The 24,244-nt window shown below is 72.1% G+C and carries 24 protein-coding genes and 1 riboswitch; of the genes, 7 read left to right on the top strand and 17 right to left on the bottom strand.

All coding sequences use genetic code 11. From position 1 onward, the window contains the following. Positions 1 to 3: 3 nt before the first annotated feature. From bioB to DY262_RS05365, 12 genes are all read right to left on the bottom strand, one after another. A complete protein-coding gene (gene bioB, locus DY262_RS05420; RefSeq protein WP_116958019.1) occupies positions 4 to 981 on the bottom strand; it encodes a biotin synthase BioB in 978 nt (325 codons plus the stop codon). 70 nt (positions 982 to 1,051) lie between these two features. After that, positions 1,052 to 2,071: an aminotransferase class I/II-fold pyridoxal phosphate-dependent enzyme gene (locus DY262_RS05415; protein WP_116958018.1), complete on the bottom strand. Its 1,020-nt coding sequence runs from the start codon at positions 2,069 to 2,071 to the stop codon at positions 1,052 to 1,054. Further along, positions 2,068 to 3,027 (bottom strand): adenosylcobinamide-phosphate synthase CbiB, encoded by a 960-nt coding sequence (gene cbiB / locus DY262_RS05410; RefSeq protein WP_116957924.1) that lies wholly within the window; start codon positions 3,025 to 3,027, stop codon positions 2,068 to 2,070. The genes DY262_RS05415 and cbiB overlap by 4 nt, the downstream gene beginning before the upstream one ends. A 25-nt stretch (positions 3,028 to 3,052) precedes the next feature. Next, entirely contained in the window at positions 3,053 to 3,448 is a 396-nt protein-coding gene (locus DY262_RS05405) for a DUF1636 family protein (RefSeq protein ID WP_116957923.1), read from the bottom strand. Between the two features lie 13 nt (positions 3,449 to 3,461). After that, a complete protein-coding gene (cobO, locus tag DY262_RS05400) occupies positions 3,462 to 4,031 on the bottom strand; it encodes a cob(I)yrinic acid a,c-diamide adenosyltransferase (RefSeq protein ID WP_116957922.1) in 570 nt (189 codons plus the stop codon). A 15-nt stretch (positions 4,032 to 4,046) separates the two neighbouring features. Further along, positions 4,047 to 4,808: an ABC transporter ATP-binding protein gene (locus DY262_RS05395; protein WP_116957921.1), complete on the bottom strand. Its 762-nt coding sequence runs from the start codon at positions 4,806 to 4,808 to the stop codon at positions 4,047 to 4,049. An 80-nt stretch (positions 4,809 to 4,888) separates the two neighbouring features. Then, entirely contained in the window at positions 4,889 to 5,953 is a 1,065-nt protein-coding gene (locus tag DY262_RS05390) for a FecCD family ABC transporter permease (protein WP_245980823.1), read from the bottom strand. Next, positions 5,950 to 6,831 (bottom strand): ABC transporter substrate-binding protein, encoded by an 882-nt coding sequence (locus DY262_RS05385; protein ID WP_116957920.1) that lies wholly within the window; start codon positions 6,829 to 6,831, stop codon positions 5,950 to 5,952. The genes DY262_RS05390 and DY262_RS05385 overlap by 4 nt, the downstream gene beginning before the upstream one ends. Beyond that, a complete protein-coding gene (gene cobU / locus DY262_RS05380; protein ID WP_116957919.1) occupies positions 6,828 to 7,394 on the bottom strand; it encodes a bifunctional adenosylcobinamide kinase/adenosylcobinamide-phosphate guanylyltransferase in 567 nt (188 codons plus the stop codon). The genes DY262_RS05385 and cobU overlap by 4 nt, the downstream gene beginning before the upstream one ends. Then, positions 7,387 to 8,196: an ABC transporter substrate-binding protein gene (locus DY262_RS05375; protein WP_116957918.1), complete on the bottom strand. Its 810-nt coding sequence runs from the start codon at positions 8,194 to 8,196 to the stop codon at positions 7,387 to 7,389. The genes cobU and DY262_RS05375 overlap by 8 nt, the downstream gene beginning before the upstream one ends. Next, positions 8,193 to 9,515 (bottom strand): cobyrinic acid a,c-diamide synthase CobB, encoded by a 1,323-nt coding sequence (locus DY262_RS05370; RefSeq protein ID WP_116957917.1) that lies wholly within the window; start codon positions 9,513 to 9,515, stop codon positions 8,193 to 8,195. Before DY262_RS05370 ends, DY262_RS05375 begins: the two co-directional genes overlap by 4 nt. Then, the gene (locus tag DY262_RS05365) at positions 9,512 to 11,353 is read right to left on the bottom strand and encodes a TonB-dependent receptor domain-containing protein (protein WP_116957916.1); all 1,842 of its coding nucleotides are present in this window, start codon (positions 11,351 to 11,353) and stop codon (positions 9,512 to 9,514) included. Before DY262_RS05365 ends, DY262_RS05370 begins: the two co-directional genes overlap by 4 nt. 74 nt (positions 11,354 to 11,427) lie before the next feature. Continuing rightward, positions 11,428 to 11,687, bottom strand: a riboswitch (cobalamin riboswitch). A 53-nt stretch (positions 11,688 to 11,740) separates the two neighbouring features. Between DY262_RS05365 and DY262_RS05360 the strand changes: the two genes are divergently transcribed. The 3 genes from DY262_RS05360 to DY262_RS05350 all read left to right on the top strand — a co-directional run bounded on the left by DY262_RS05360 (position 11,741) and on the right by DY262_RS05350 (position 13,465). Next, positions 11,741 to 11,968: a DUF904 domain-containing protein gene (locus DY262_RS05360; protein WP_070397836.1), complete on the top strand. Its 228-nt coding sequence runs from the start codon at positions 11,741 to 11,743 to the stop codon at positions 11,966 to 11,968. Continuing rightward, positions 11,965 to 12,375 (top strand): cell division protein ZapA, encoded by a 411-nt coding sequence (locus DY262_RS05355; RefSeq protein WP_070397837.1) that lies wholly within the window; start codon positions 11,965 to 11,967, stop codon positions 12,373 to 12,375. Before DY262_RS05360 ends, DY262_RS05355 begins: the two co-directional genes overlap by 4 nt. A gap of 274 nt (positions 12,376 to 12,649) precedes the next feature. Next, entirely contained in the window at positions 12,650 to 13,465 is an 816-nt protein-coding gene (locus tag DY262_RS05350) for a sulfite exporter TauE/SafE family protein (protein ID WP_116957915.1), read from the top strand. Here DY262_RS05350 and rraA read toward each other — a convergent pair. After that, on the bottom strand, positions 13,462 to 13,959 hold the full coding sequence (gene rraA, locus DY262_RS05345) for a ribonuclease E activity regulator RraA (RefSeq protein WP_116957914.1): 498 nt from the start codon (positions 13,957 to 13,959) through the stop codon (positions 13,462 to 13,464). The two genes, DY262_RS05350 and rraA, sit on opposite strands and share 4 nt — an antisense overlap. A 275-nt stretch (positions 13,960 to 14,234) precedes the next feature. Between rraA and DY262_RS05340 the strand changes: the two genes are divergently transcribed. The 4 genes from DY262_RS05340 to DY262_RS05325 all read left to right on the top strand — a co-directional run bounded on the left by DY262_RS05340 (position 14,235) and on the right by DY262_RS05325 (position 19,748). Beyond that, positions 14,235 to 14,687: an SWIB/MDM2 domain-containing protein gene (locus tag DY262_RS05340; RefSeq protein ID WP_070397840.1), complete on the top strand. Its 453-nt coding sequence runs from the start codon at positions 14,235 to 14,237 to the stop codon at positions 14,685 to 14,687. A gap of 143 nt (positions 14,688 to 14,830) precedes the next feature. Continuing rightward, complete coding sequence (locus DY262_RS05335) at positions 14,831 to 16,651, top strand: adenylate/guanylate cyclase domain-containing protein (protein WP_116957913.1); 1,821 nt, start codon at positions 14,831 to 14,833, stop codon at positions 16,649 to 16,651. A gap of 21 nt (positions 16,652 to 16,672) precedes the next feature. Further along, the gene (locus tag DY262_RS05330; RefSeq protein ID WP_116957912.1) at positions 16,673 to 17,746 is read left to right on the top strand and encodes a phosphatase PAP2 family protein; all 1,074 of its coding nucleotides are present in this window, start codon (positions 16,673 to 16,675) and stop codon (positions 17,744 to 17,746) included. A gap of 61 nt (positions 17,747 to 17,807) precedes the next feature. Next, positions 17,808 to 19,748, top strand: coding sequence for a S8/S53 family peptidase (locus tag DY262_RS05325; protein WP_116957911.1), 1,941 nt, complete (start codon positions 17,808 to 17,810; stop codon positions 19,746 to 19,748). Positions 19,749 to 19,827: 79 nt separating this feature from the next. Here the strand turns inward: DY262_RS05325 and DY262_RS05320 are convergent, their stop codons facing one another. The 4 genes from DY262_RS05320 to DY262_RS05305 all read right to left on the bottom strand — a co-directional run bounded on the left by DY262_RS05320 (position 19,828) and on the right by DY262_RS05305 (position 24,243). Next, entirely contained in the window at positions 19,828 to 20,478 is a 651-nt protein-coding gene (locus DY262_RS05320; RefSeq protein ID WP_070397844.1) for a Crp/Fnr family transcriptional regulator, read from the bottom strand. Between the two features lie 10 nt (positions 20,479 to 20,488). Next, complete coding sequence (locus DY262_RS05315) at positions 20,489 to 21,178, bottom strand: helix-turn-helix transcriptional regulator (protein ID WP_181936421.1); 690 nt, start codon at positions 21,176 to 21,178, stop codon at positions 20,489 to 20,491. A gap of 114 nt (positions 21,179 to 21,292) precedes the next feature. Next, complete coding sequence (locus DY262_RS05310; RefSeq protein ID WP_116957909.1) at positions 21,293 to 22,999, bottom strand: thiamine pyrophosphate-binding protein; 1,707 nt, start codon at positions 22,997 to 22,999, stop codon at positions 21,293 to 21,295. Then, positions 22,996 to 24,243 (bottom strand): MFS transporter, encoded by a 1,248-nt coding sequence (locus tag DY262_RS05305; protein ID WP_116957908.1) that lies wholly within the window; start codon positions 24,241 to 24,243, stop codon positions 22,996 to 22,998. The genes DY262_RS05310 and DY262_RS05305 overlap by 4 nt, the downstream gene beginning before the upstream one ends. Between the last annotated feature and the right edge of the window lies 1 nt (position 24,244).

Here is a 24,244-nt window from a genome sequence, read left to right as displayed (position 1 = left end):
GCGTCAGCCCCGCCGGGCGCGCAGGCCCAGCTTGTCCAGCAGCGCCTGGTCGGCCGCCACGTCGGGGTTGCCGGTGGTGAGCAGCTTGTCGCCGTAGAAGATGCTGTTGGCCCCGGCCAGGAAACACAGGGCCTGCACGGCCTCGCCCATCTGCTGGCGCCCGGCCGACAGGCGCACGCGCGCGCGCGGCATGGTGATGCGCGCCACCGCGATGGTGCGCACGAACTCCAGGGGGTCGAGGTCGGGCTGGTCGGCCAGCGGCGTGCCGGCCACCTTCACCAGGTGGTTGATGGGCACCGACTCGGGGTAGTCGGGCGACAGGTTGGCGAGCTGCGCGACCAGGCCGGCGCGCTGGCGGCGCGACTCGCCCAGGCCCACGATGCCGCCGCAGCAGACCTTCACGCCCGCGCCGCGCACGCGCGCCAGCGTGTCCAGGCGGTCCTGGTAGTCGCGCGTGGAGATGATGTCGCCGTAGAAGTCGGGGTCGCTGTCGAGGTTGTGGTTGTAGTAGTCCAGGCCCGCGTCGCGCAGCTGCTCGGCGTGGCCCTCGTCCAGCATGCCCAGGGTGGCGCAGGCCTCCAGGCCCTCGGCCTTGACGGCGCGCACCAGCTCGGCCACGGCCTGCACGTCGCGGTCTTTCGGCGCGCGCCAGGCCGCGCCCATGCAAAAGCGCGTGGCGCCCGCGGCCTTGGCGCGCTGCGCGGCCTCGCGCACGGCGTCCACGGCCATCAGCTTGCCGGCCTGCACGCCGGTGTCGAAGTGCACCGACTGCGGGCAGTAGCCGCAGTCCTCGGGGCAGCCGCCGGTCTTGACGGACAGCAGCGTGGCCAGTTCCACCTCGTGCGGGTCGTGGTGCTCGCGGTGCACGGTCTGGGCGCGGTGGATGAGGTCGGCGAAGGGCAGATCGAACAGGGCCTCGATGGCCTCGACGCTCCAGCGGTCGGTGGACGGCGCGCACGGTGCCGCGCTGGCGCGCGGCATGAGGCGGATGGTCTGTTCGGCGGTGTCTTGCATGGGGGGTCTTTCTCTCTCAAGGCGGCGGCGGGGGCCGTCACCGCGCGGAATTGTCGCCGCCGCGCGCGCGGGGCCAGGCCGCGCGCAGGGCGGCTTGATCCTCGGGTGAACGCACGCCCAGTCGTACCTGGCCCGGCAGGCCGAAGGAGGCGGCGTCGCGCAGCTTCACGCCATGGTCGCGGCGCAAGCCGGGCAGCGACTCGATGTCGCTCGCCTCGGACAGGCGCGCGACGAAATAGTTGGCCTCGCTGGGCAGCACGGTCCAGCCCAGCGATTCGCAGAGCGCGGCCTGGGCGGCCTTCCATTCGCGCAAGGTGTCCAGGCCGTCGCCCAGCCATCGCTGGGTGTCGGGCGCGGTCCAGGCCATGAGCATGGCCTCGGCGTGCGCGCCCAGCGGCCAGGACGGCGCCAGCGCCTCCAGCTCGGCCATGGCCTGGCGCGCGGCCAGCGGCGCGATGGCGTAGGCGCCGCGCACGCCGGTGAGGCCTAGGGCCTTGTTGGGCGAGACCAGGCGCCACACGCGGTCCAGCGCGGCGCCGTCCAGCGAAGGCGCGCCGCTCAGGCGCAGCGGCGCGTAGGCCTGATCGAGCACCAGGGCCTGGTCCGGGCGCAGGCCGACCACGCGCTCGGCGAGGCCGGCCTCGGCCTGGCCCAGCGGCGACGAGGGCTCGCAGGCCCAGAGCAGGCGCGCACGGCCCGGGTCGTCCGTTCGCACGAGTCCCCAGGCCCCGGCGGCGCGCGACAGATCGCCGTAGTGGTGCGGCGGCAGCCACACGCAGGCGCCCGCCGTTCGCGCGGCCCAGGCCGAGAAGCGCTGGATGCCCTCGCTCGCGCTGGCCAGCAGCAGCAAGCGCTCGGGGGCCACGCCGTGGAAGTCGGCCAGCGCGGCCTTCAGGCGCGTGCTGGCGGGATCGGGGTAGCGCGAGGCATCGGCCCGCGCGATGGCCAGCAGCGCCATGGGACAGGGCCCAAGGGCGTTGGCGTTGGTGGAGAAGTCGTGCGCAGGCGCGCCCAGCGCGTCGGGGCCGCCATGCGCGGCGGGGGTCGGGAAGCTCATGTCCAGGGGCTCCATTCGAACCAGGCCCACAGCAGCGCGAGCGCCACCAGCCCGGCCAGCGCGCGGCCGGCGCGGCGCAGCGCGCGCCGGGTGTCGGCGGCCTCGGGCGCGCGCCCGTCGGCGTTGAGCGCGTACACGCCGGGCTTGCGCAGGCGCACGCCCAAGGCCAGCGCCATGGCCGCCATGGGCCAGCCGCTGTTGGGCGAGGACGTGCGGGCGGCCTCGCCCGCCAGCGCGGGCCACAGCCGCAGCGGGCTCAGCAGCAGGGCCGTGAGGCGCGCCGGCAGCCAGGACAGCGCGTCGTCCGCGCGCGCGGCCCACTTGCCGGCCCAAGTCCAGTCGCGGCCCTGGCGCTCGCCGCGGTAGCCCCACATGGCGTCGGCGGTGTTGGCGAAGCGGTAGAGCGCGGCGCCCGGCAGGCCCGCCAGCGCGAACCAGAACAGCGGCGCCACCACCGAGTCGTTCAGGTTCTCGGCCAGCGATTCGATGGCGCTTTCGCGCACCTGAGAGGCGTCGAGCGTGGTGACGTCGCGGCTCACCAGCCAGGCCAGGCGCGCGCGACCGGCGGCCAGCGATTCGCCCAGGGCGCCCTCCACCGCCGCCACCTCGTCGCGCAGCATGCGCCACGACAGCAGGGGTTTGAGCAGCGCGCCCAGCGCCAGCGCCTGCGCCCCGAGCGCCCAGCCAGCCACCAGCCGGTTCAGCGCGACCGCCAGGGCCAGTACCCCCAGCGCGCCCAGGCCCCAGGCCAGCGCGCCGCCGATGAAGGCCCGCGCCGGCCGGGGCGGCGCGCCCACCCGCGGCGCCACGCGCCGGCCCATGAAGCCGAGGTAGTGCCCCATGGCCACCACCGGGTGCCAGCGCGCGGGCGGCTCGCCCAGCGCGCGGTCCAGCGCCAGCGCCAGCAGCAGCGCCAGGGGAATGACCGGCGCGGACAACGGGCCGAACACCTCCATCAATCGGCGCCTCCCGCGCGCGCCCTCATGCCTCGCTCGCCGCCAGCGGGGCGGGCAGCCGCGCCAGCAAGCCGCCACGCAGCCGCTCGGGCCGGGCCTGGCGGGGCAGTTGACCGTCGGCGCAGGCGGCGTGCAGGGCGGCGCACTGCAGCACCTGGCGCGCGGTCTCGGCGTCGGGCCCCAGATCGCCGAACAGGTAGCTCGCCTTGCCGGGGGCCTGCAGCGCCACGGTGCAGGCGCGCGAGCAGCCGCCGAGACAGGCCACGCCGCGCACGCGCACGCTGGCCATGGCGCTCGCGGGGCCGTCCGCCTGGGCCCAGCGCACGGCGTCCAGCAGTTCTTCGCCCGCGGCGAGCCCCTCGCGCGGCGCGCCGGGCGGGCGGCAGGTGGTGCAGACGATGAGTTCGGTGGTGGTGGTCATGCGGCGCGTTTCATCAGTCCTCGATGCCACGCTGCGCCGGCACGCCGGCCTGGAAGTGGTGCTTGACCAGCGCCATCTCGGTCACCGTGTCGGCCAGCTCCACCAGCTCGGCCGGCGCGCCGCGCCCGGTCAGCACCACGTGCACCGCGGCCGGGCGCTCGCGCAGGCAGGCCAGCACCGCGTCCAGCGGGACCCAGCCGTAGCGCAGCGGGTACATGATTTCGTCGAGCACCACCATGAAGTGATCGCCCGAGCGGATGCTGGCCTCGGCCTTGGCCCAGCCCGCGCGCGCGAGTTCGGCCGAGTGGTCCAGGTCGCGGCTCTTCCAGCTGAAACCGTCGCCCAGGCCTTCGATGGGAATGCCCAGCTGCTCGAACAGCCGGTGTTCGCCAAAGCGCGCCGACGGCACCTTCATGAACTGGTACACCTTCACCGCCTTGCCGCGCCCGTGCGCGCGCAGTGCCAGGCCGAAGGCGGCCGTGCTCTTGCCCTTGCCGTTGCCGGTGTGCACGATGACCAGGCCCCGGCGTTCGCCTTGCGGCTTGGGGGTGTCGCGGTCGACGGGGGGTGCTTCGATCTGCATGGCGGCTCCTGAGAATCAACGGGGCAAGGCAACCCATTGGTCGCCCAGCGGGTGGATGGCGATGCGCTGGTCGAACACGGCTTCCAGCGCGCGGTGGGTGGCGGCGGCTTCGCAGGCGCCCTGGTGACGCACGCAGCCAGCGGCCACGATCACCATCTGATCGGCGTGCAGGGCCACGCCGATTTCGTGCAGCACGCTCACCACGGTCTTGCCCTGGGCCACGAGACCGCGCACGAGCTGCATCCAGTCGGCCTGGTGCGGCGGGTCCAGGTTGGCCAGGGGCTCGTCCATGAGCAGAACGTCGGCGTTCACCGCCAGCAGGCGCGCCAGCAGCACGCGCTGGCGCTCGCCGCCGGACAGCGCGCCGAGGGCGCGCTCGCGCCAGTCCCAGGCCTGGGTGGCGCGCAGGGCCTGCTCCACGGCGGCGCGGTCGGCCTCGGACGGCGGGGCCAGCCAGGGCTGGTGCGGCAGGCGGCCGAGCATGGCCACGTCCCACACGCTCAGGTCCTCGGCGCCGGTTTCGCCCTGCCCCAGCCAGGCCAGGCGGCGCGCGCGTTCGCGGCCGCGCCAGCTGGCGAAAGGCCGCCCCAGCAGCTCGGCCTGGCCGCTGTGCGGCAGCAGCCCGGCCAGGGCCTTGAGCAGGGTCGATTTGCCCGCGCCGTTGGGGCCGACCACGCTGGTCCAGCGCCCGGCGGGCAGGCTCAGCTCAATGCCATGCAGGACCTCGACGCCGCCCAGCGACACGCCGATGTTTTTGGCTTGCAGCGCGGCGCTCACACGATCCGGCGCCGGGCCGCCCCAAGCCGGATCAGCCCCCTCGGGGCGCAGCGACCCGCGCAGCGGTGGAGCGTGGGGGCTCACAGCCCACCCCCCGGCCGGCGGCGCCGGTGCATCAGCCACAGCAGGTAGCTGCCGCCCAGCACCGCGGTGAGCACGCCCACGGGCAGTTCCTGCGGCGCGATGACCCAGCGCGCGAGCACGTCGGCCGCCATCAGCAGCAGCCCGCCCATGAAGGCGCTCAGCACCACCAGCCGCGCGTGCGTGGTTTTGACCAGCGAGCGCACCAGGTGCGGCGCGGCCAGGCCCACGAAGGCGATCAGGCCGGTCTGCGCCACGGCCGCGCCGGTGGCCAGGGCCAGCACCGCCACCAGCACCACGCGCACGGCGCCCAGGGGCAGGCCCAGGCTCAAGGCCGTGGCCTCGCCCAGGGCCAGGCCGTCCAGCACGCGGCCCAGCGCGGCGGACACCCCCAGCGCCACCAGCAGCATGGCCGCCATCACGCCGCAGGCCGGCCAGCCCACGAAGCCCGTGCTGCCCAGCATGAAGCCCTGCATGGCCTGCAGCACGTCGGGCTCGGCGATGGTGATGAGGTCGCGCGCCGCGCCCAGCACCACGCCCACGATGACACCGGCCAGCAGCAGGCGCAGGGTCTGCTGCACGCCTTTGGCCAGCAGGAGCGTGAGCGCCACGCCCAGCACCGCGCCCAGGAAGGCCGCGCCGGTGAGGCCCAGGCGCACCAGCCACTGCGTGGCCAGGGTGGAGGCGCCGAACAGCGCCAGCGCGATGGCCACGCCCAGCGCGGCGCCCGAGGCGCTGCCCAGCAGGTACGGGTCGGCCAGCGGGTTGCGGAACAGGCCCTGCGCCACCGCGCCCGCCAGGCCCAGCAGCGCGCCCGCGACCCAGGCGCCCAGGGTGCGCGGCAAGCGGATGTCCCACAGGATCTGCCAGGCCACCGCGTCGTGGCGCGCGTTGAGCACGCTGTCGAAGCCGGTGCTGCCCACGCCCGCGCCCAGCAGCAACAGCAGCAGCCCGGCCAGCAGCAGCGCCACCCCCAATCCAATGACACCGCGGAACCGGCTCTGCCGGGCCGCTGGTGTCGCCCCCTTGAGGGGGTCGAGCGAAGCGTGGCGGGGGTGGATCATTTCCGCCCCTTGTCCGACAGGCAGCGCGCCATGATGCGCGCGGCCTCGGCCATGCGTGGCCCGGGACGCACCAGCACGTCGGACTCGTCGGCGCTGAACACGCAGACGCGGCCTTCGCGCAAGGCGCGCATGCCCTGCCAGCCGGGCCGCTGCGCCAGACCGGCGACGTTGCGCTGGCCGATCATGATCAGGTCCGGGTCGGCGCGCACCACGTACTCGGGGTTGATGCGCGGGAACGGGCCCAGCTCGCGCCCCACGATGTTGCGCGCGCCCAGGCGGTCCATGAGCTCGCCGATGAAGGAACCCGGCCCGGCCGCGTAGCCGCCGGTGCTGACCTCGTAGTACACGCGCAGGCCACGCGCCGGCGGCGGCAGCGAAGACGCCGCGGCCGACACGCCGGCCTCGATGGCGCGCCAGACGCGCTCGGCGTCGCGCACCTCCAGCACCTGGCCCAGCACGCCCATCACGCGCTGCGCGCCGGCCGCGGTGCGCGGCTCCAGCGCCAGCACCTTGAGGCCGAAGGACTCGAGACGCGGCACACCGCGCGAGGACGTGGCCGCCAGCACCAGGTCGGGGCGCAGCGCGACGATGGCCTCGATGTTCGGGTCGATGCCGCCCCCCGTTTGCGGCAGCGCGCGCACCGAGGCCGGGTAGTTGGAGTAGCGGTCCACGCCCACCAGGCGGTGGCATTGCCCCAGCTCGCACACGGTTTCGGTGAGCGAGGGCAGCAGCGAGACGATGCGCTGCGGCGAACGCGGCAGGCTCACGGCCACGCCGCGGTCGTCGACGACCCGGATCTCACCGGCGTGCGCCGGGGCGGCGGCGCTGGCCAGGGCCAGCCACAGGCCCAGCAGCCAGGCAAAGGCGGGGCGTTTCATCGCGGGGCTTTCAAGGTCAGCGGCAGGCCCGCCGCCATCAGGGTCACGCGTTCGCAGGCGCCGGCCACGGCCTGGTTCAGGCGGCCCAGTGCGTCCACGAAGGCGCGGGTCTCGCGGCCCAGGGGGATCACGCCCAGGCCGATCTCGTTGCCCACCAGCACCACCGGGCCGCGCGCGCCAGCGATGGCGTCCAGCAGGGCCTGCGTGGGCGCCTGGGGGTCAGCGGCCCCGCCCTCGGCCGGCATCAGCAGGTTGGTCAGCCACAGGGTGAGGCAGTCCACCACCACCAGGGTGTCGGGCGAGGCGTGTTCACCCAGCGCCTCGGCCAGCGCCAGTGGCGCCTCCACCGTGGCCATGCCGGGCACGCGTTCGGCGCGGTCGCGCTGGTGCTGGGCAATGCGCGCGCGCATCTCCTCGTCCCAGGGCTGGCCGGTGGCGATCAGCACGGCGCGGCGGCTGGCGCCGGCGTCCAGCCACCGGCGCGCCAGCGATTCGGCGCGGCGCGACTTGCCGCTGCGCTGGCCGCCGAGGATGAATTCGCTGCGGGCGATGGTCTCAGCCATGGCGCGCGCTCCAGTCCATCACGAGGCGGTGCAGCCGCTCCACGCCATCGGTGAGCGCCGCCGGGCCGGGCTGCAGGATGTCGGCCGACTTGATCTCGTGCAGTTCGCCGTCGCGCACGGCGGGCACGGCCTGCCAGCCGGGCCGCGCGGCCACGCGCTCGGGCCGGAACTTCTTGCCGCACCAGGAGCCGACGACCATGTCGGGCGCGCGATCGACGATGCGCTGGGGCTCGCCGATGATGCGGTCCTTGCCCAGCGGCATGAGGGCCAGTTCGGGAAAGCAGTCGTCGCCGCCGGCGATGCCCACCAGCTCCGACACCCAGCGGATGCCGCTGATGCAGGGCTCGTCCCACTCCTCGAAGTACACGCGCGGGCGGCGCGGCAGGGCGCGCCCCGCCTCGGCCATGGCCGCCAGCCGCGCCCGGGTGCGCGCGATCCAGGCCAGGCCCTGCTCGGCCTGGCCCACCACCGCGGCCACCTGGTACAGCATGTCGAAGATCTGCGCCACGCTGCGCTGGTTGAAGACGGTGACCTGCACGCCCGCGCGGATCAGCGCCGAGGCGATGTCGGCCTGCAGGTCGGAGAAGCCGAAGACGCAGTCGGGCTCCAGCGCCAGGATCTTGTCGATCTTGGCGTTCAGGAAGGCGCTGACCTTGGGCTTGTCCTCGCGCGCGCGGCGCGGGCGCACGGTGTAGCCCGAGATGCCCACGATGCGCGCCTCCTGCCCCAGCAGGTAGAGCCATTCGGTGGTTTCTTCGGTGAGGCAGACGATGCGCTGCGGGCCGAGCGTGGCGGTGTTCATGCAGAGGCCTCCGGCAGGAACAGCGAGGCGGTGGCCGCCGGGCTGGAGGGGAACCAGGCGTGGAAGTAGCTTGCGCGCAGGCCGCCGGCCTGGTACAGGGCCTCGCCCGCGCCGCCGCGCTGGGGCACCGTGCGGCCGATCGGCGCGAGCGGCGATTCGGTGCGCGAGTGGTGGAAGGTGTGGCCGCGCAGCGAGCCGGCCGGCAGGTCCAGCCGCTGCGGCCCGAGCGCGACCAGGCGCGGCTGCATCGCGGCCTGTCCGGGCAGCAGGCCCCACATCGCATGGGCGCCGCCCTCGTGCGTGCGCAGTCCGTCCATGAGCAACAGCATGCCACCGCATTCCGCCCACACCGGCAGGCCCGCCTGCAGGTGCGCGGCCAGGCCGGCGCGGCAGCGCTGGCTCGCGGCCAGTTCGGTCGCGTGCAGTTCGGGGTAGCCGCCGGGCAGCCAGACGGCGTCGCAGGGCGGCAAGGGCTCGTCGGCCAGCGGCGAGAAGAAGGCCAGCTCGGCGCCCAGCGCGCGCAGCGTGTCCAGGTTGGCCGGGTAGATGAAGCAGAACGCCGCGTCGCGCGCGACGGCGACGGTGCGGCCGGCCAGCGGGCGGCCCGGGTCGGGGCGCGGCGCGGGGGCCTCGAAGGAGACGGTCCAGCGCGCCAGCGCGGCGCGGTCCATGCCGCCCAGGGGCGTGGCCGCCAGCGCGTCGGCGGCGGCGTCGAGCCGGGCCAGGGCGTCGGGCAGTTCGGACGCGACGGTCAGGCCCAGGTGGCGCTCGGGCAGCGAGAAGGCGGCGTCGCGGTTCACCGCGCCCAGCCAGCTGTCGCGGTCCTCCCCCAGGGCGTCCTGCAGCAGCTGGGCATGGCGCTCGCCCGCCACGCGGTTGGCCAGCACGCCGGCCCAGGGCAGGCCGGCGCGAAAGTGACGCAGGCCGAAGGCCAGCGCACCGAACGTGCCGGCCATGGCCGAGGCGTCGATCACCGCCAGCACCGGCAGGCCGAAGCGCCGCGCGAGCTCGGCCGCGCTGGGCTCGCCGTCGAACAGGCCCATCACGCCCTCGACCACGATCAGATCGGCCTGCCCGGCCGCCTCGTGCAGGCGGGCGCGGGCGTCGTCCTCGCCGGTCATCCAGAGGTCCAGGTTGTGCACCGGCTGGCCGCTGGCCAGCGCGAGCCAGTGCGGGTCCAGGAAATCGGGCCCGCACTTGAAGGCGCGCACGCGCCGCCCGGCGCGCGCGTGCAGCCGCGCCAGGGCGGCGGCCACGGTGGTCTTGCCCTGGCCCGAGGCCGGGGCCGCCACGAGAACGGCCGCCGCCTGGTGCCTCATCGCTGGGGCGCCCACTGCAGGGTGAGGTAGGCCGCGCGGCCCGGCTGGTTGTAGCCGTTGGCGGTCTGGTAGTCCTTGTCGCCCACGTTGTTCAGGCGCAGGGCGAGCGACCAGTCCTTGTTGATGGCGTAGCGCGTGTACAGGTCCAGCGTGCCGAAGCCGGGCAGGCGGATGGTGTTGGCGGCGTTCTCGAACCGCTCACCCACCAACTGCAGCGAGGCGCCCCAGCTCCAGGCGCCGAGGCGGTGGTCCAGGCCGGCGCTGAGGGTTTCGTCGGCGCGGCGCTGCAGCTTCTGGCGCGTGCGGACGTTGCGGGCGTCGAGCAGCTCCAGCTGCGCGAACCAGGACCACGCGCCGGCCTCGCCGCTGTAGCCCAGCGACCAGCCCTCCATGCGCGCCTGCGGCACGTTGGCCACCGCCGGCTGCAGGGTGATGAAGCCGCGCACGCGGTTGTCGAAGCGGGTCAGCTTCACCTCGTGCAGGCCCTGGGTGTAGGTCAGGCCGATCTCGCTGTTCTTGCCGCGCTCGGGCTGCGTGGTGGGGTTGCCGGTGAAGAACGGCGACACGTAGTACAGCGTGTTGAACGACGGCATCTTGAAGGACGTGCCGTAGGCGATGTGCGGGCGCCAGTTCGGCGTGAGCTGGTAGCCGTAGCTGGCGAAGCCGGTGGTGGCGCCACCGAACTGCGAGTTCTGATCGCGCCGCAGGTTGGCCTGCCACAGGTGCTGGCCGAGGCCACCGGTCAGGCCCACGAAAGCGGCATCGGTGGTGCGCGAGTTCACCGCGTAGGCCTGCGTGCCCGACACGGCCTCCTTGATCGACTCCGCGCCCACGAGCAGCTTGCCGAGGCGGGTGTTCCAGTCGTGCTGCAGCGTGACCTGGGTCTGCGAGGTGTCGAACACCGAGGGCGCGCCGGGGGCACCGAAGCTGTCGGTGTCGTCGTCGCTGCGCGAGACGTTCAGGCGCGTGCGCGAGTCGGTGGACCATTGGCGTTCCAGGCCCCAGCCGAGCACCCGCGTCGTCGCCTTGGAGCGGGCATCGAAGGTGCCCGGCCCCTGGTCGAAGCGGCTGACGCCGTCGGCCTGGGTGAAGTTCAGGTCGGTGGACCAGCCTTCGCCGAGGCGCCAGCGCAGCGAGCCCGAGACGCTGTCCTGCTTCACGCCATCGCGGTCGGGGTTGTAGTTGGCGCCGATGCGCGGGTTGGTGGAGGAGAAGCCGTCTTCGCTCAGCGAACTCAGGCCCAGGCTGTAGGTGAAGCTGTCGGTACCGCCGCGCAGGCCGGCGGCCAGCTCGCGGTGCCCTTCGCTGCCGACAGTGATCCGCGCGTCGGGGTGGAAGCCCTGCACGCCGCGCTTGGTGAAGATCTGCACCACGCCACCCACGGCGTCGCTGCCGTAGAGCGCCGAGGCCGGGCCCTTGAGCACCTCGATGCGGTCGATCAGACCGAGCGGGATGTTGTCCCAGTTGGGCGTACCGGACGTGGACGAGCCGTAGCGCACGCCGTCGACCAGCAGCAGCACGTGGCGCGTTTCGGTGCCGCGCACGAACAGGCCGGTCTGCTTGCCGCGGCCGCCGTTGGCGCTCATCTGCAGGCCGGCCTGGCGCACCAGTACCTCGGACAGCGTGCGGCCGGCGGCCTGCTCGAGGGCCTGGGCGTCGATGACGACAACGTCGCTGAGCAGCTCATCGCTGCGGGTCTCGACCCTCGTGGCGGTGACCACGGTTTCCTTGAGGGTGGCGTCGGCAGCGGACTGGGCGTGGGACGCGGACACGCCGAAGGCGGCCAGAAGGGCCAGCGGGAGCGCGACCTGGGGCGCGCGCGGGGCGGGGATTTTCATTGTGAACAAGCGGTGGCAAGCCCTCACCGCCTTCCCCGACGGTGCATGGGCATCACGGCGGCGCGCCCGAAGACGCACCGCCACCTCGCTGGCCGGTATCCGGGCTGGCAGACCAACCACCCTCGCCTTCCCAGCCGGCGCGCGGGGCGCCGGCCAGTGGCGGTGTGAGGGTGGCAGAGCATCCGGCGGCTTGGGGCCGCCGGCCATCTCGTCTGCTTACCGTTGCGGGGGCAGCGCAGGTTAGGTTCGCCGCCGCTGGCAGCGCGCCCTCCTGCTTCCCGTTTAACCGCGGCGCGTGAACCACGCCGCGAGCACCAACGCCCGTGATTCTAAGCAAAGCCTTTGGTGACGCCTACAATGCCCCACGCCCTTCGCCACGCAAAGACCATGGCCGCGCCCTCGCCCATCGACCAGATCACCGACAAGGTGGAGCGGCTTTTGCTGCGCCACGAGGAGCTGCAACGCACCAACGCACTGCTCGTCGAGCAGGTGCACGCGCTGCAGGCCGAGCGCGACTCGCTCAAGTCGCGCCTGATGGCGGCGCGCGCGCGCATCGACGCGCTGCTGGAGCGGCTGCCCGGCGCCAGCGCCGAAGAACGCAAGGAGCGCACATGAACCGGCCCGGCTTCAAGCAGATCGAGGTGCAGATCATGGGACAGAGCTACCTGCTGTCCTGCCCCGACGGCGGAGAGACCGCGCTGCTCGACGCCGTGGAGCGCGTGGACACCGCCATGTGCCGCATCCGCGACGCGGGCAAGGTCAAGGCGCGCGACCGCATCGCCGTGCTGGCTTCGCTGAACCTGGCGTTCGAGCTGTCGCAACTGGAGCGCAAGGAAGCCGAGCGCGAGGCCGAACAGCAGCAGTTCCAGGCCTCGTCCTTCGCGCAGGCCGAGGGCAGCGCCTTCGCCGAGGCCGGTGGCAGCTTCGAGCAGGACGCCATCGATCCGCAGACGCTCTCGCGCGTCGAAGACCTCATGCGCCGGCTCGATCAAACGCTCGACAAGGACGGCCGGCTGCTCTGACGAGAGCCGCTTGAAACGGCCGCCGCCCATCAGCGCGCGCGGCCACACCGACCGATGGTCCGCAGGGCTTTCCCGGTGCTTCTAGAATCAACCCCGTCTGCAGTGTGTGCCGGGTTCTCATGTCCTTGAACCAATGCTCATTGAGCCCGGGCTTGGTACATTGCGCGGCTGGTGCGAGCGTCTCGCGTCAGACGAACCCGACGCCGCGCTGCCCTTGCCCACCTGAACCCCGGTTCAGGCCAACGACCCGGCGCTCACTTGCAGACACCTTTTCATGCCACTTGAACCCCTGTTGATCGCCGAGCTCGCGCTGCTCGGCGTGGGAACCGGATTCCTCGCGGGCCTGCTCGGCATCGGCGGCGGAATGCTGATGGTCCCGTTCATCACCCTCATCCTCAACGGCCGCGGCGTCGCGCCCGACCTGGCCGTCAAGATGGCCATCGCCACCTCGATGGCGACCATCATCTTCACCAGCATCTCCAGCGTGCGCGCACACCACAAGCGCGGCGCCGTGCGATGGGACATCGTGAAGCGGCTGGCACCGGGCATCGTGCTGGGCGCGGCGCTCGCCAGCCTGGGCGTGTTCGCGCTGCTCAAGGGCTCCTGGCTGGCGCTGTTCTTCTCGCTCTTCGTGGGCTTCTCGGCCACACAGATGCTGCTGGACCGCAAGCCCCAGCCGACGCGCACCATGCCGGGCACGGCCGGCCAGCTGGGTGCGGGCGGCGTCATCGGTTTTCTGTCCGGCCTGGTGGGCGCGGGCGGTGGCTTCGTCTCGGTGCCCTTCATGACCTGGTGCAACGTGCCCATCCACAACGCGGTGGCCACGAGCGCCGCGCTGGGCTTTCCAATCGCGCTGGCCAACGCGCTGGGCTACGTGGTCTCGGGCCAGGGCGTGAGCGGGCTGCCAGCCGGCTCGGTGGGCTACATCTACGTGCCAGCCCTGGTGGTCATCGCCAGTGCCAGCGTGCTGATGGCGCCGCTGGGCGTGCGCGCGGCGCACGCGCTGCCCATCGCCACGCTGCGGCGGGTGTTCGCGGGCATCCTGTACGCGCTCGCGGCGTACATGCTCTGGAAGGGCCTGGCCGCTTAAAGCGCGGTCGCGGCCACCACGATCCCGTCCTCGTCCGCGTAGAGCCAGTCCCCCGGGCGCACCCACACGCCCTGCACGCGCACGGCGACGTCGCGTTGCCCCTCGCCCCGCCGCTGCGTCGGCAGCGGCACCGGCGCCAGCGCGCAGATGCCCACCTCGCTGCCGGCCAGCTCGGCCACGTCGCGCACGCAGCCGTCGATCACCACCCCCGCCCAGCCATTGCGCGCCGCCGCCGCGCCGAGGTTGCCGCCCAGCAGCGCACGGCGCAGCGAGCCGCCGCCGTCCACCACCAGCACCCGCCCCTCGCCCGCGCTTTCCACCGCCTCCTTCACCCGCGAGTTGTCCTCGAAGCACTGCACCGTGCTCACCGGCCCGTGGAAGCGGCGGCGCGCACCAAAGTGCCGCCACACCGGCGGCAGCACCCGAAAGGCACCGCTGTCGTCCGACTTGTGCGCGTCGCAAAGATCGCAGGTGGCGGGGGAAGGCGTGTTCATGGCGGGCTCCGCAGAGAGGGGTTTCGACTCGCGCGCATTGTCGAGACAAACCCGCCCGGCGCGCGCCCGGGTGCCCCCGCAGGAACGGCCCACGGGCCGCACACCCCGAGGAGTGTTGTTTTCCGCGCCAAAAAGCGCGGTTTCCCCCTGGACACCCCTCGCAAAACCGCGTCTTCCTCCTTGGAAGCCGCGTGCAACTCCATTAGCATCATGTCGCTTGTGTGAGAGCGCGTTTTCCGCAAGCGAACACATCAACTTCTAGAAGGACATCCACCATGGCAACTGCGAAGAAAGCCGCCGCGAAGAAGGCACCGGCGAAGAAGGCCGCTCCGGCCAAGAAAGCCGCCCCGGCGAAGAAGGCCGCTCCGGCCAAGAAAGCCGCCCCGGCGAAGAAGGCCGCCCCGGCCAAGAAAGCCGCTCCGGCGAAGAAGGCCGCTCCTGCCAAGAAGGCCCCGGCGAAGAAGGCTCCCGCCAAGAAGCGCACCCCCAACGCCGCCTTCATGAAAGCCCTGACCCCCAGCGCCGCCCTGGCCGCCATCGTGGGCGCCAACCCGCTGCCGCGCACCGAAGTGACCAAGAAGGTCTGGGACTACATCAAGAAGAACAAGCTCCAGGACTCGGTGAACAAGCGCATGATCAACGCCGACGCCAAGCTGAAGGAGATCTTCAAGAAGGCCCAGGCCTCCATGTTCGAGATGACCAAGCTGGTCAACGATCACCTCAAGTGATCCCCCTGCCGCCCGTAGCACGGCGGTGAACCCGACAAAGCCGACGTCCCGTCGGCTTTGTCGTTTCTGCTCGTTCATCGGGCATTGGCTCCATCGCACGAATTCGATTGTGCGAAACTGAATTGTTTGTCACATCCGCTTGCATGGTCCCCTCACCCGCGCCCTCCTCCCCCGAGCCTGCCTCGCCAGCCCATGGCCAGGCCGTCGAGCTGCCGCCGGTGCAACACAAGACGGTGCTCGTCATCGACCTGGTGGAATCGGTGCGGCTGATGGCGCAAAACGAGGAGCAGGTGGTGCGGATGTGGCGCGGCTTCGTGCACCACGCCACCACCGAGGTGTTCCCCGCGCATGGGGGCCGCCTGGTCAAGAGCCTGGGCGACGGCCTGCTGGCGGAGTTCGAGCACCCGGCCCAGGCCGTGCGCGCCGCGATGGCGCTGCACCGCCATTTCGACAACACCAACCGGAACCTGCCGGCGGCCCAGCAGCTGCACCTGCGCGCCGGCCTCAACGCCACCCAGCTCTACATCGACGACAACGACATCTACGGCCAGGGCGTGAACCTGGCGGCGCGTGTGGCCGACCTGGCCATGCCCGGCGAGACCGTGGTCACCGCCAGCGTGTACGACGCCATCGTGGTCGGCATCGACGCCGACGTGCAGGACCGCGGCGAGAGCTACCTCAAGCACTGGCCCGAGCCGGTGCGCACCTGGACGGTGACGCCCGTGTCCGCCCAGGGCGCGGTGCCGCGCATGCCCGCGCCCGAGGCCGCCACCAGCGACTTCCGTCCCAGCATCGCCGTGGTGCCCTTCGAGACGCGCAGCCATTCGCAGGAACAGTTCGTCATCGGCGACCTGCTGGCCGACGGCGTGATCACCCAGCTCTCGCGCAGCCCCGACCTGCGCGTCATCTCGCGCCTGTCCACCAGCGCCTTCCGCGGCCGCCAGGCCAGCGCGACCGAGGTCGGCCAGCGCCTGGAGGCGGCGTACACGCTCAGCGGCAGCTACGTGAGCTACGGCGACAAGGTGGTGATCAACGCCGAGCTCTGCGACAACCGCCGCGGCGAGGTGGTCTGGGCCGATCGCCTGGCCGGCGAGGTGATGGACCTGCTGCAGACCGAGAGCCAACTGATCCACCAGCTGAGTGAGGCCTGCTCCGAGGCCTTGCTGCACCACATGGTGCAGCGCACCCTGGTGCTGCCGGTGCCGCAGCTCGACAGCAACGCGCTGATGCTGGGCGGCATCACGCTGATGCACCGCTCCACGCCGCGCGACCTGCAGCGCAGCCAGCAGTTGCTGGAGGCCGTGGTGGACCGCCACAAGCGCGTGGCCACGCCCTGGGCCTGGCTGTCCAAGTGGCACATCATGCAGGTGGTGCAGGGCCTGACGGCGGAGCCCGCCCATGCCTTTCGCGAGGCGGTCAGCGTGGCCGACCGCGCACTCGATCTGGAACCGCACAGCTCGCTGGCCATGGCCATCAAGGGCCACGCGCTGTGTCACCTGGGCGAAAACATAGGCGAATCCCAGCGATTGCTCTTCTCCGCCACAGACGCCAATCCCAACGACCCCATGGCCTGGCTGTACCGGTGCGTCTGGTCAACGATGTGGGGCAATACGGCGGATGCCATTCCCGAGGCCTCCCGGGCGTTGGAGTTGTCTCCACTGGACCCACAGCGCTACTACTTCGAAATGATGCTGGCCGCCAGCCACCTGGGCGCGGGAGAGCTGGAGAAGTCCATCCAGCATGGCGAACGCTCGCTGAAGAAGAACAGATACCACCTGCCGACCATTCGTACGCTGATGACCGCGCACTACGAATTGGGCCAGATCGAGCGGGCGCGCGAGATGTTCGGGCTGGTCAAACAGCTTCAGCCGTCGCTCACGCTGGCCACGTATCTGCAGACGGGAACTGTGAGCCCGACTCGTCAGCGCACGGCAAAAGTTTTGTCAGCCTTAGGCCTCAATTAACCAGCAGGAAGGAGAGAAGCAATGAGTGGAGGATTCAGCGGCGGCTTTAGCGGAGGGTTCAGCGGCGGGTTCAGCGGCGGCTTCGGGGGCAACGCCCCAGGCGCCCTGGCGTCCGCCGACGCCCTCACCCTCTCGCGCGCCGCCATCGTCGGCCCCTACGAAGGCCCGGTGCTGCGCATCAAATGGCCGGCGTTCAACGACCCGGCCAACCTCAAGCGCTGGGACAACGGCCCACGCGTGCAAGCCATCGGCTCGGAGCTCATGGAGGGCTTGAGCTTCGATACGAATGCGCGCCAGTACCGCGCCGAACTGACATACGCCCGCCAGGGCCGCCCGCAGCCGCTGGTGACGCTCAAAGGGCCGGACGAAGCCCTGCTGAAGAAGCAGCTCTCGCTCGTCGCCGCCTACGCCGACCTGCGCAGCGACCGCTCGCTGGAGATCACCGAGCAGATGGGCTATCCCATCCCGTTCTGGGGCTCGGTCGTGGGCCTCACCGCGCACCGGCACAAGTACACGCTGCAGTTGCTGGAGGTCGGTTTGAACCTCACGTCCAGCGTCATCCAGCGCTTCAAGTTCATGTTCTCCACCACCCGCCCGGTGGAGTTCTCGCCGCAGATCCAACCCATGATCCCCACCCCGGGGCACGGCGCCTGGCCCAGCGGACACGCCACCGAGGCCTTCCTGGCCGCGAACCTGCTGCAGGCCCTGCTGGACGCCGGCATGCCCGCCACCGCCCGCCACCCCGGCAATGGCCAGGAAAGCCGCGAGCAGCTGCAGCGCCTGGCCGCGCGCATCGCCGTCAACCGCACCGTGGCCGGCGTGCACTACCCGGTGGACAGCGCCGCCGGCCGCCTGCTGGGCACCGCGCTGGCCGAGTTCATCGTGGCGCGCGCCACCAGCGGCAAGGTGCACGCGCGCGGCTTCAACTCCGCGCTGTTCCACGAGCCCGACGGCGCGCCCAAGGACTTCAGCCTGAACGACCCCATGGACCACGCCAGCGGCTACCCCTACACCCGCGACCCGCGCGCCCGCGCCGTGGGCGAGGCGCCGCTGCTGGCCTGGCTGTGGCAGGAAGCCGTGAAGGAATGGCCATGAACGCCGCACGGCTGCCCGAAGGCGCTCCTCGCGCCGCAGCGCCTGGCGCGGAGGCGCTGCCATGAGTTGGAAGCCCCTGCCCAAGGGCGAGTTCACCGGAATCGATTGGTCCGCCCCTGGCGCCATCGATGGCATGGACCCCTACCTGGCCTGGGCCGAGGCCGACGGTTTCATGGGCTACCACGTCCATGGCCGCGAGCCGGAAAAACTCAAGTGGCTGCCCATCGTCATCGGCCTGCACGAAGGCGTTGACGTGCGCCAGCTGGTGAACGCCACCGCCACCCGCTGGCTGCGCGTGCCCCTGGCTTACCTGCTGGTGCCGGGCCTGCGCCACTGCAGCGCGCGCGTCTCGCGCGAGTTCTTCCGCCACTGGCGCCAAGACCCGGCTCTGCGCGCGCTCATCGAGCGCTTCGAGCTGGGCCTGCCGGTCGAACAGCTTCCCTTGGGCCTGACCGAGTTCTGCACCCCCCATTGCCGCCCGCAACCGCCGCGCCAGCGCGTGCGCGGGCCGGTGCTGGGCGTCATCGACGGCGGCCTGGCCATCGCCAACGCGGCCTTCCTCGATCACCGGGGCCGCACGCGCGTGCGCCACTTCTGGCGGCAGGACAACTTCTATGGCGGCCGCTGGCCCGGCTCGCCCGACAACCGCCGCGTGCCGCTGGACCCGCGCCGCGCCGGCCCCCGGCCGCCCGACCTGGGCTACGGCCACGAGCTCGACCGCGAGACCATCGACCGCGTGAGGGCGGAGTACGCGCGCGACGGCCAGGTGGACGAGGACGCGGTGTACCGGTACTTCCAGCTCTGGGACCTGGCGCGCCCCGTCAACCACGGCACGCACGTCACCGGCCTGGCCACCGCGCCCGGCGGACCGCTCGACCCCGGCCTCAACGACGCCGCCAGCCGCAGCGCCATCGTCGCCGTGCAGCTCGACTGGGCCAACGTGCTCGATACCTCGGGCGGCGCGATGAACGTGAGCGTGCTCGACGGCCTGCTCTACATCGTCTCGCGTTGCGCGGCCGACGCGGACATCGTGGTCAACGTCAGCTGGGGCACCCTGGCCGGGCCGCACGACGGCAGCTCGCTGCTCGAAGCGGCCATGGACGAGCTGGTGGACAAGCTCGGCGGGCGCCTGCGCATCACCCTGCCTGGGGGCAACGGCTACCAGAGCCGCACGCACGCCAACGCCGCGCTGGCGCCCGGCGAATCGCAGGCGCTGCACTGGCGCGTGCAGCCCGACGACCACACGCAGAGCTTCCTGGAGATCTGGCTGCCCGACGGCGCCGAAGGCCTGAGCCTGTCGGTCGCGCCACCGGACCGACCGGATCAGGCGGTGACGCTCACCCAGGGCCAGTCGGGCATGTGGGCCAACGCGCAAGGCCTGCCCATCTGGTCGCTGATCTACCCGTCGAGCACCGCGCTGGGCCGGGGCACCTGTGCCCTGCTGGTGCTGGAATGCACGGCCAGCCACGACCCTGAGCACCCGCTCGCGCCCTGCGGCGTGTGGACGGTGACCCTGCGCAACCGGGGACGCACCCCCGTGGTATTCGACGCCTACGTGGAGCGCGACGACGTGGCCCTGGGCGTGAACACGGGCGCGCGGCAGTCCTACCTGGAAGACGCGCACTACGACACCCAGGGCAACCTGAACGGCTGGGTCGACCAGCCCGGCAATCCCACGGCCATCCGCCGCAGCGGCGTGTTCAACAGCCTGTCCACGGGGCAGCACACGATCAGCGTGGGCGGCACGCGCGCGACCGACAGTGGAGCGCAGGAGCTGGCGCGTTTTGCGCGCTACTCGCCGCAGCGGCCCGACCCCGGCCCCGCCCGGGCGCAGCGCCCGGGCGTGAAGATCACGCCAGAAACCCTGGCGGCCTGCGACAGCAACACCGCCTTGTGGGGCGTGCGCGGCGTGGGCAGCCTGAGCGGGAGCACGGTGCGGCTCGCAGGGACCAGCTCGTCGGCCCCGAAGGAAGCGCGCCGCCTGCTCAACGGCCTGGGTTGAGGCCAGTCGCGCCGGGCCGCGCCCTCGGCGGCCGCGGCCCGCGCGGCGGCGTGGCGTGGGGCCTCTGCCCCCTGCCGGCTCACCAGCGCGCCGGCAGGTTCTTCAGCAACCAGAGGCGCCGCTCGCGCACGGCGACGTAGCCGCCGTTCTCCAGGTCCTTCAGCAGCCGGCTCACCATCTCGCGCGAGCAGGCCAGGTGCTGGGCGATCTGCTGGTGTGTCAGCCGCTCGCGCAGCGGGCGCGCGCCGTCGTCCTGCGGCGCCAACGCCCAGCCGTTGAGCAGCTTCACCAGACGGCCGTAGACGTCGATCAGCGCCACGCTGCGCGCGCTTTCGGTGGCCAGGCGGGCGCGCCGGATCAGGCGCGCCATGAGCTCGAAGGCGAATTCCGGGTGCTCGGCGATGTAGGCCAGCAGGCGCTCGCGCGTGATGACCGAGCAGGTGCTGGCCTCGGCCGCCTCCACATTGGCCGAGCGCGGGCCGCCGTCGAGCGACATCTCGCCCACGTATTCCAGCGGGCCGTACAGGCCCAGGGTGAGTTCGCGGCCGGAGGCGTCGGCCACGTAGGCGCGCAGGCGGCCCTGCAGCACGATGTAGAGGGTGTCCCCGGTTTCGCCTTCCTGAATCAGCAGGGCGCCGCGCCGGTAGCGGCGTTGGATGCCTTGCGCGGCCAGTGCTTCGATGTGCTGCGTGTTCTGCGAAGAGAGAGTCGAAGCGCTGGCGGGGGGCATCCGGTGGGGTCTAGGGGTGGGAGTAACCCGCCGGATTGTGCGCGACCGGCGTGATGATGCGCAAGGCAGGCACCACGGGTGGCAGGCTGTTCACGCGCTGCAGCAAGCGGCGCACGCTGCTGGCGCCGGCCTTCTCGCGCAGGGTTTTGACCTGGCTGCGCACGGTGGAGATGGCCACGCCGTTCTCGGCGGCGATCTCCTGCACGTCCAGGCCGCGGCACAGGGCCAGCATCACCACCTCTTCGGTGGGGCTCAGGCTCAGGGCGCGGGCGAACATGCGCACGGCCAGGTTGTCGCTGGCGCTCTGGCGCGACAGCAGCACCAGCACGGTGGGCGAGTCGTCTTCCAGCGGGTGCGACAGCGGCGTGAAGGCCATGGACAGGTCGCGCTCGCCTTCGCGCATCAGCAGCAGGCGGCGCTGGCCCCGACTGGCCGCGTCCAGTGCCTGCTGGATGCGCTCGCTGTGCTCGGCGCTGCTGCCCATGAGGCTGCCGCTGCAGGCGCGCAGCACGCGCCGCTGTGCCAGTTCGTGGCGCGCCAGGTGGTTGGCGTGGAGGATGCGTCCCTGCGGGTCGAGGAGCAGCATGCCGTAGTCCACCTCGTCGAACACCCTCAGCAGGTGCGCCTGACTCAGCGCCCGGACCTCGCCCGTGGCGTACTGCGTGCTGTTACCCCAAACCGTTTCCGTTGCCTGTCGCATATGAATACCTCCGTATGACCGGCAGTTTTTCATCGACGGGGCGGGATTGCTGTGCCGTGGTGGGGCCTAAACCTGTGATGCATTCACATTCCGCCCCCCGCCAGCGGAAGCGAATCAGCGCTTCAGCGCGGTCTCGCGGATCGCGCTCAGCGTGCCCCGGGTGGTGATCACCTCGGGCGACAGCGGCAGCACGATGAGCGTTCCGCCAGGCTGCGCGAGCGCGCGCCGCAACGCCGGTTCGAAGTCGGCGGTGCGCTCCACGCGCTCGCCGGCATAACCGTAGGCGCGCGCCAGGGCCGCGAAATCGGGGTTGTTCAGGTTCGAGCCACTCACCCGTGCCGGGTACTCGCGCTCCTGGTGCATGCGGATGGTGCCGTAGCTGCCGTTGTCCAGCAGCAGCACGATGCTGCGCGCGCCGTGCTGCACGGCGGTGGCCAGCTCCTGACCGTTCATGAGGAAATCGCCGTCGCCCGCGATGGTGAAGGCGGTGCGCCCGGTGAGGAGGGACGCCGCGATGCCGGCCGGCACGCCATAGCCCATGGCGCCGTTGGTGGGCGCCAGTTGCGTCTTGTGGCCACGCGCCAGGCCCGGGTAGCGGTAGAAGCGGTGCAGCCAGCTGGCGAAGTTGCCCGCGCCGTTGGTGAGCACGGCGTCGGCCGGCAGCAGGCGCTGCAGCGTGTGCACGATGGCCGGCATGTCGATCGGCCCGGGCAGTTGCACGCCGCCGTTGGCGGGGTCGATGTTGGCCAGGTAGTCGGCGTGGCAGGCCGCGGTCCAGGCGGCCCAGGGCAGGCTGGGCGGCGGACTCAGCACCTCCAGGCTGCGCGCGGCGGCGTTCATGCTGGCCTGGATGGCCAGCGCGGGCTGGTACACCCGGTTCAGCTCTTCGGCGCTGGCGTGGATGTGCACCAGCTTCTGGCGGGGCAGCGGCGCCTCGATCAGCGTGTAGCCGCCGGTGGTGCTTTCGCCGAGGCGCGGGCCGAGGGCGATGAGCAGGTCGCTCTCGCGCACGCGGCGCGCCAGCGCGGGGTTGATGCCCAAACCCACGTCGCCCGCGTACTGCGGGTGGTGGTTGTCGAAGGTGTCCTGGAAGCGGAAGGCGTTGGCCACCGGCAGGCGCCAGGCCTCGGCGAAGCGCTGCAGGGCGGCGGCGCTCTGCGGCGTCCAGCCACCGCCACCGGCGATGACGAGGGGCCGCTCGGCCGCCAGCAACAGCGTGCGCAGCTCGCGCAGCGCGCCCGGGTCGCTCCAGGCCTGCACCGGCTCCACGCGCGGCAGCGGCGCGCTGTCCACGCGCTGCGTGAGCATGTCCTCGGGCAGCACCAGCACAACGGGGCCGGGGCGGCCGTTCATGGCGGTGGCGAAGGCGCGCGCCACGTACTCGGGAATGCGGCGGGCGTCGTCGATGCGCTCCACGCGCTTGGCCATACCCTTGGTGGACGGGCCGAAGAAGGCGGCGAAGTCCACTTCCTGGAAGGCCTCGCGGTCGCGCGCGTCGCTGGCCACGTCGCCCACGAACAGCACCATCGGCGTGCTGTCCTGGAAGGCCGTGTGCACGCCGATGGAGGCGTTGGTGGCGCCTGGACCGCGCGTGACGAAGCAGACGCCGGGCCGGCCCGTGAGCTTGCCCTGGGCCTCGGCCATGAAGGCGGCACCGCCCTCCTGCCGGTTGGTGACGAAGCGGATGCGCTTCGCGTGCGCGTGAAAGCCGTCCAGCACGGCCAGGAAGCTCTCGCCCGGCACGCCGAAGGCGTGCGTCACGCCCTGCTCGATCAGGCACTCGACCAGCAGGTGACCCGCGAGCTTGGTGGACGCGGTCATGCCACCGCCACCCGCTTGCCCACGCCCAGCGCGGCGTAGGCGGACAGGGCCAGCACCACCGCGCCGCCCGCCAGCGTGGCCGCGTACCAGCCGTGGTCCATAAGCACGCCGAACACCAGCGGCGCGAGCGCGAAGCCCACGTCCAGGCCCGAGTAGACCGTGCCGTACACCCGGCCGGTGGCGCCCTTGGGCGTGGCGCGTTTGATGAGCATGTCGCGGCTCGGCCCGGCCACGCCGAGGGCGAAGCCCGTGATGGCCAGCACGGCCATGGTGCCGAATTCGCCGAACCAGCCGGTGGCGCACACCAGCATCAGCAGCGCGCCCAGGCCCATGCCCCAGGCCAGCACCGTGTCGCTGGAGATCTGGTGCCGCTGGCCATAGACGGTGACGAAGCCGCCGACGAACATGCCGAAGGCCGAGCACAGCATGTAGGCGCTGACGGTCAGCGTGGCCGCCTCCATCGAGGTGCCGTACAGCGCCTGCAGGATGGAGGGCACGAAGCTCTGCACCACGGCCAAGGTCATGGTGGAGAGCAGGAAGAAGGCGAAGCACCACCACACCACGGGCAGCTTCAGGAAGGCCAGGTCGTGTGCCCTGCCGGCGTGCGCCGCGGGGGCGCGCACCACCACCTCGGTGCGCAGCTTGTCGCGCTGCCACCAGAGCAGCGCCAGCACGCCCGTGTAGAGCAGGGCGGCCGAGTAATAGGCCGTGCGCCAGTCGCTCAGGCTGGTGATGCCGACCAGGAAGACCGGCGCCAGCGCCCAGCCCAGGCTGCCCGTCACGCCGTGCACGCTGAAGGCATGGCCCAGGCGGGCGGTGGACACGCGCTGGTTGAGGATGGTGAAGTCACAGGGGTGGAACGGCGCGTTGCCCAGACCCGCGAGCACGGCCGTGGCCATCAGGCCCCAGTAGCCGGTGGCCTGCGAGGCGACCAGCGAGGCCAGCAGGAAGCAGCCGATGGCGGCGAACAGCACCGGGCGGGCGCCCACGCGGTCGACCAGGAAACCCGACAGCGCCTGGCCCACACCCGAGATGATGAAGAACACCGTCATGAGCAGGCCCACGTCGGCGAAGCCCAGGCCGAAGTCGCGGATGAACAACGGGAACAGCGGCGCCAGCAGCATGTGGGAGAAGTGGGAGGTGCCGTGCGCCAGGCCGACCAGCCCGATGACGGCGGCGTCTTGCCTGAGCGGAACGGGGTTCGCGGGCGGCAGCGTGCCCAGCGCGGTGGCGGCGGAAGTCATG

Origin of the sequence: Hydrogenophaga borbori, from assembly GCF_003417535.1 — a bacterium.
GTDB lineage: Bacteria > Pseudomonadota > Gammaproteobacteria > Burkholderiales > Burkholderiaceae_C > Hydrogenophaga > Hydrogenophaga borbori.
This window is presented reverse-complemented; position numbering and strand designations above follow the sequence as displayed.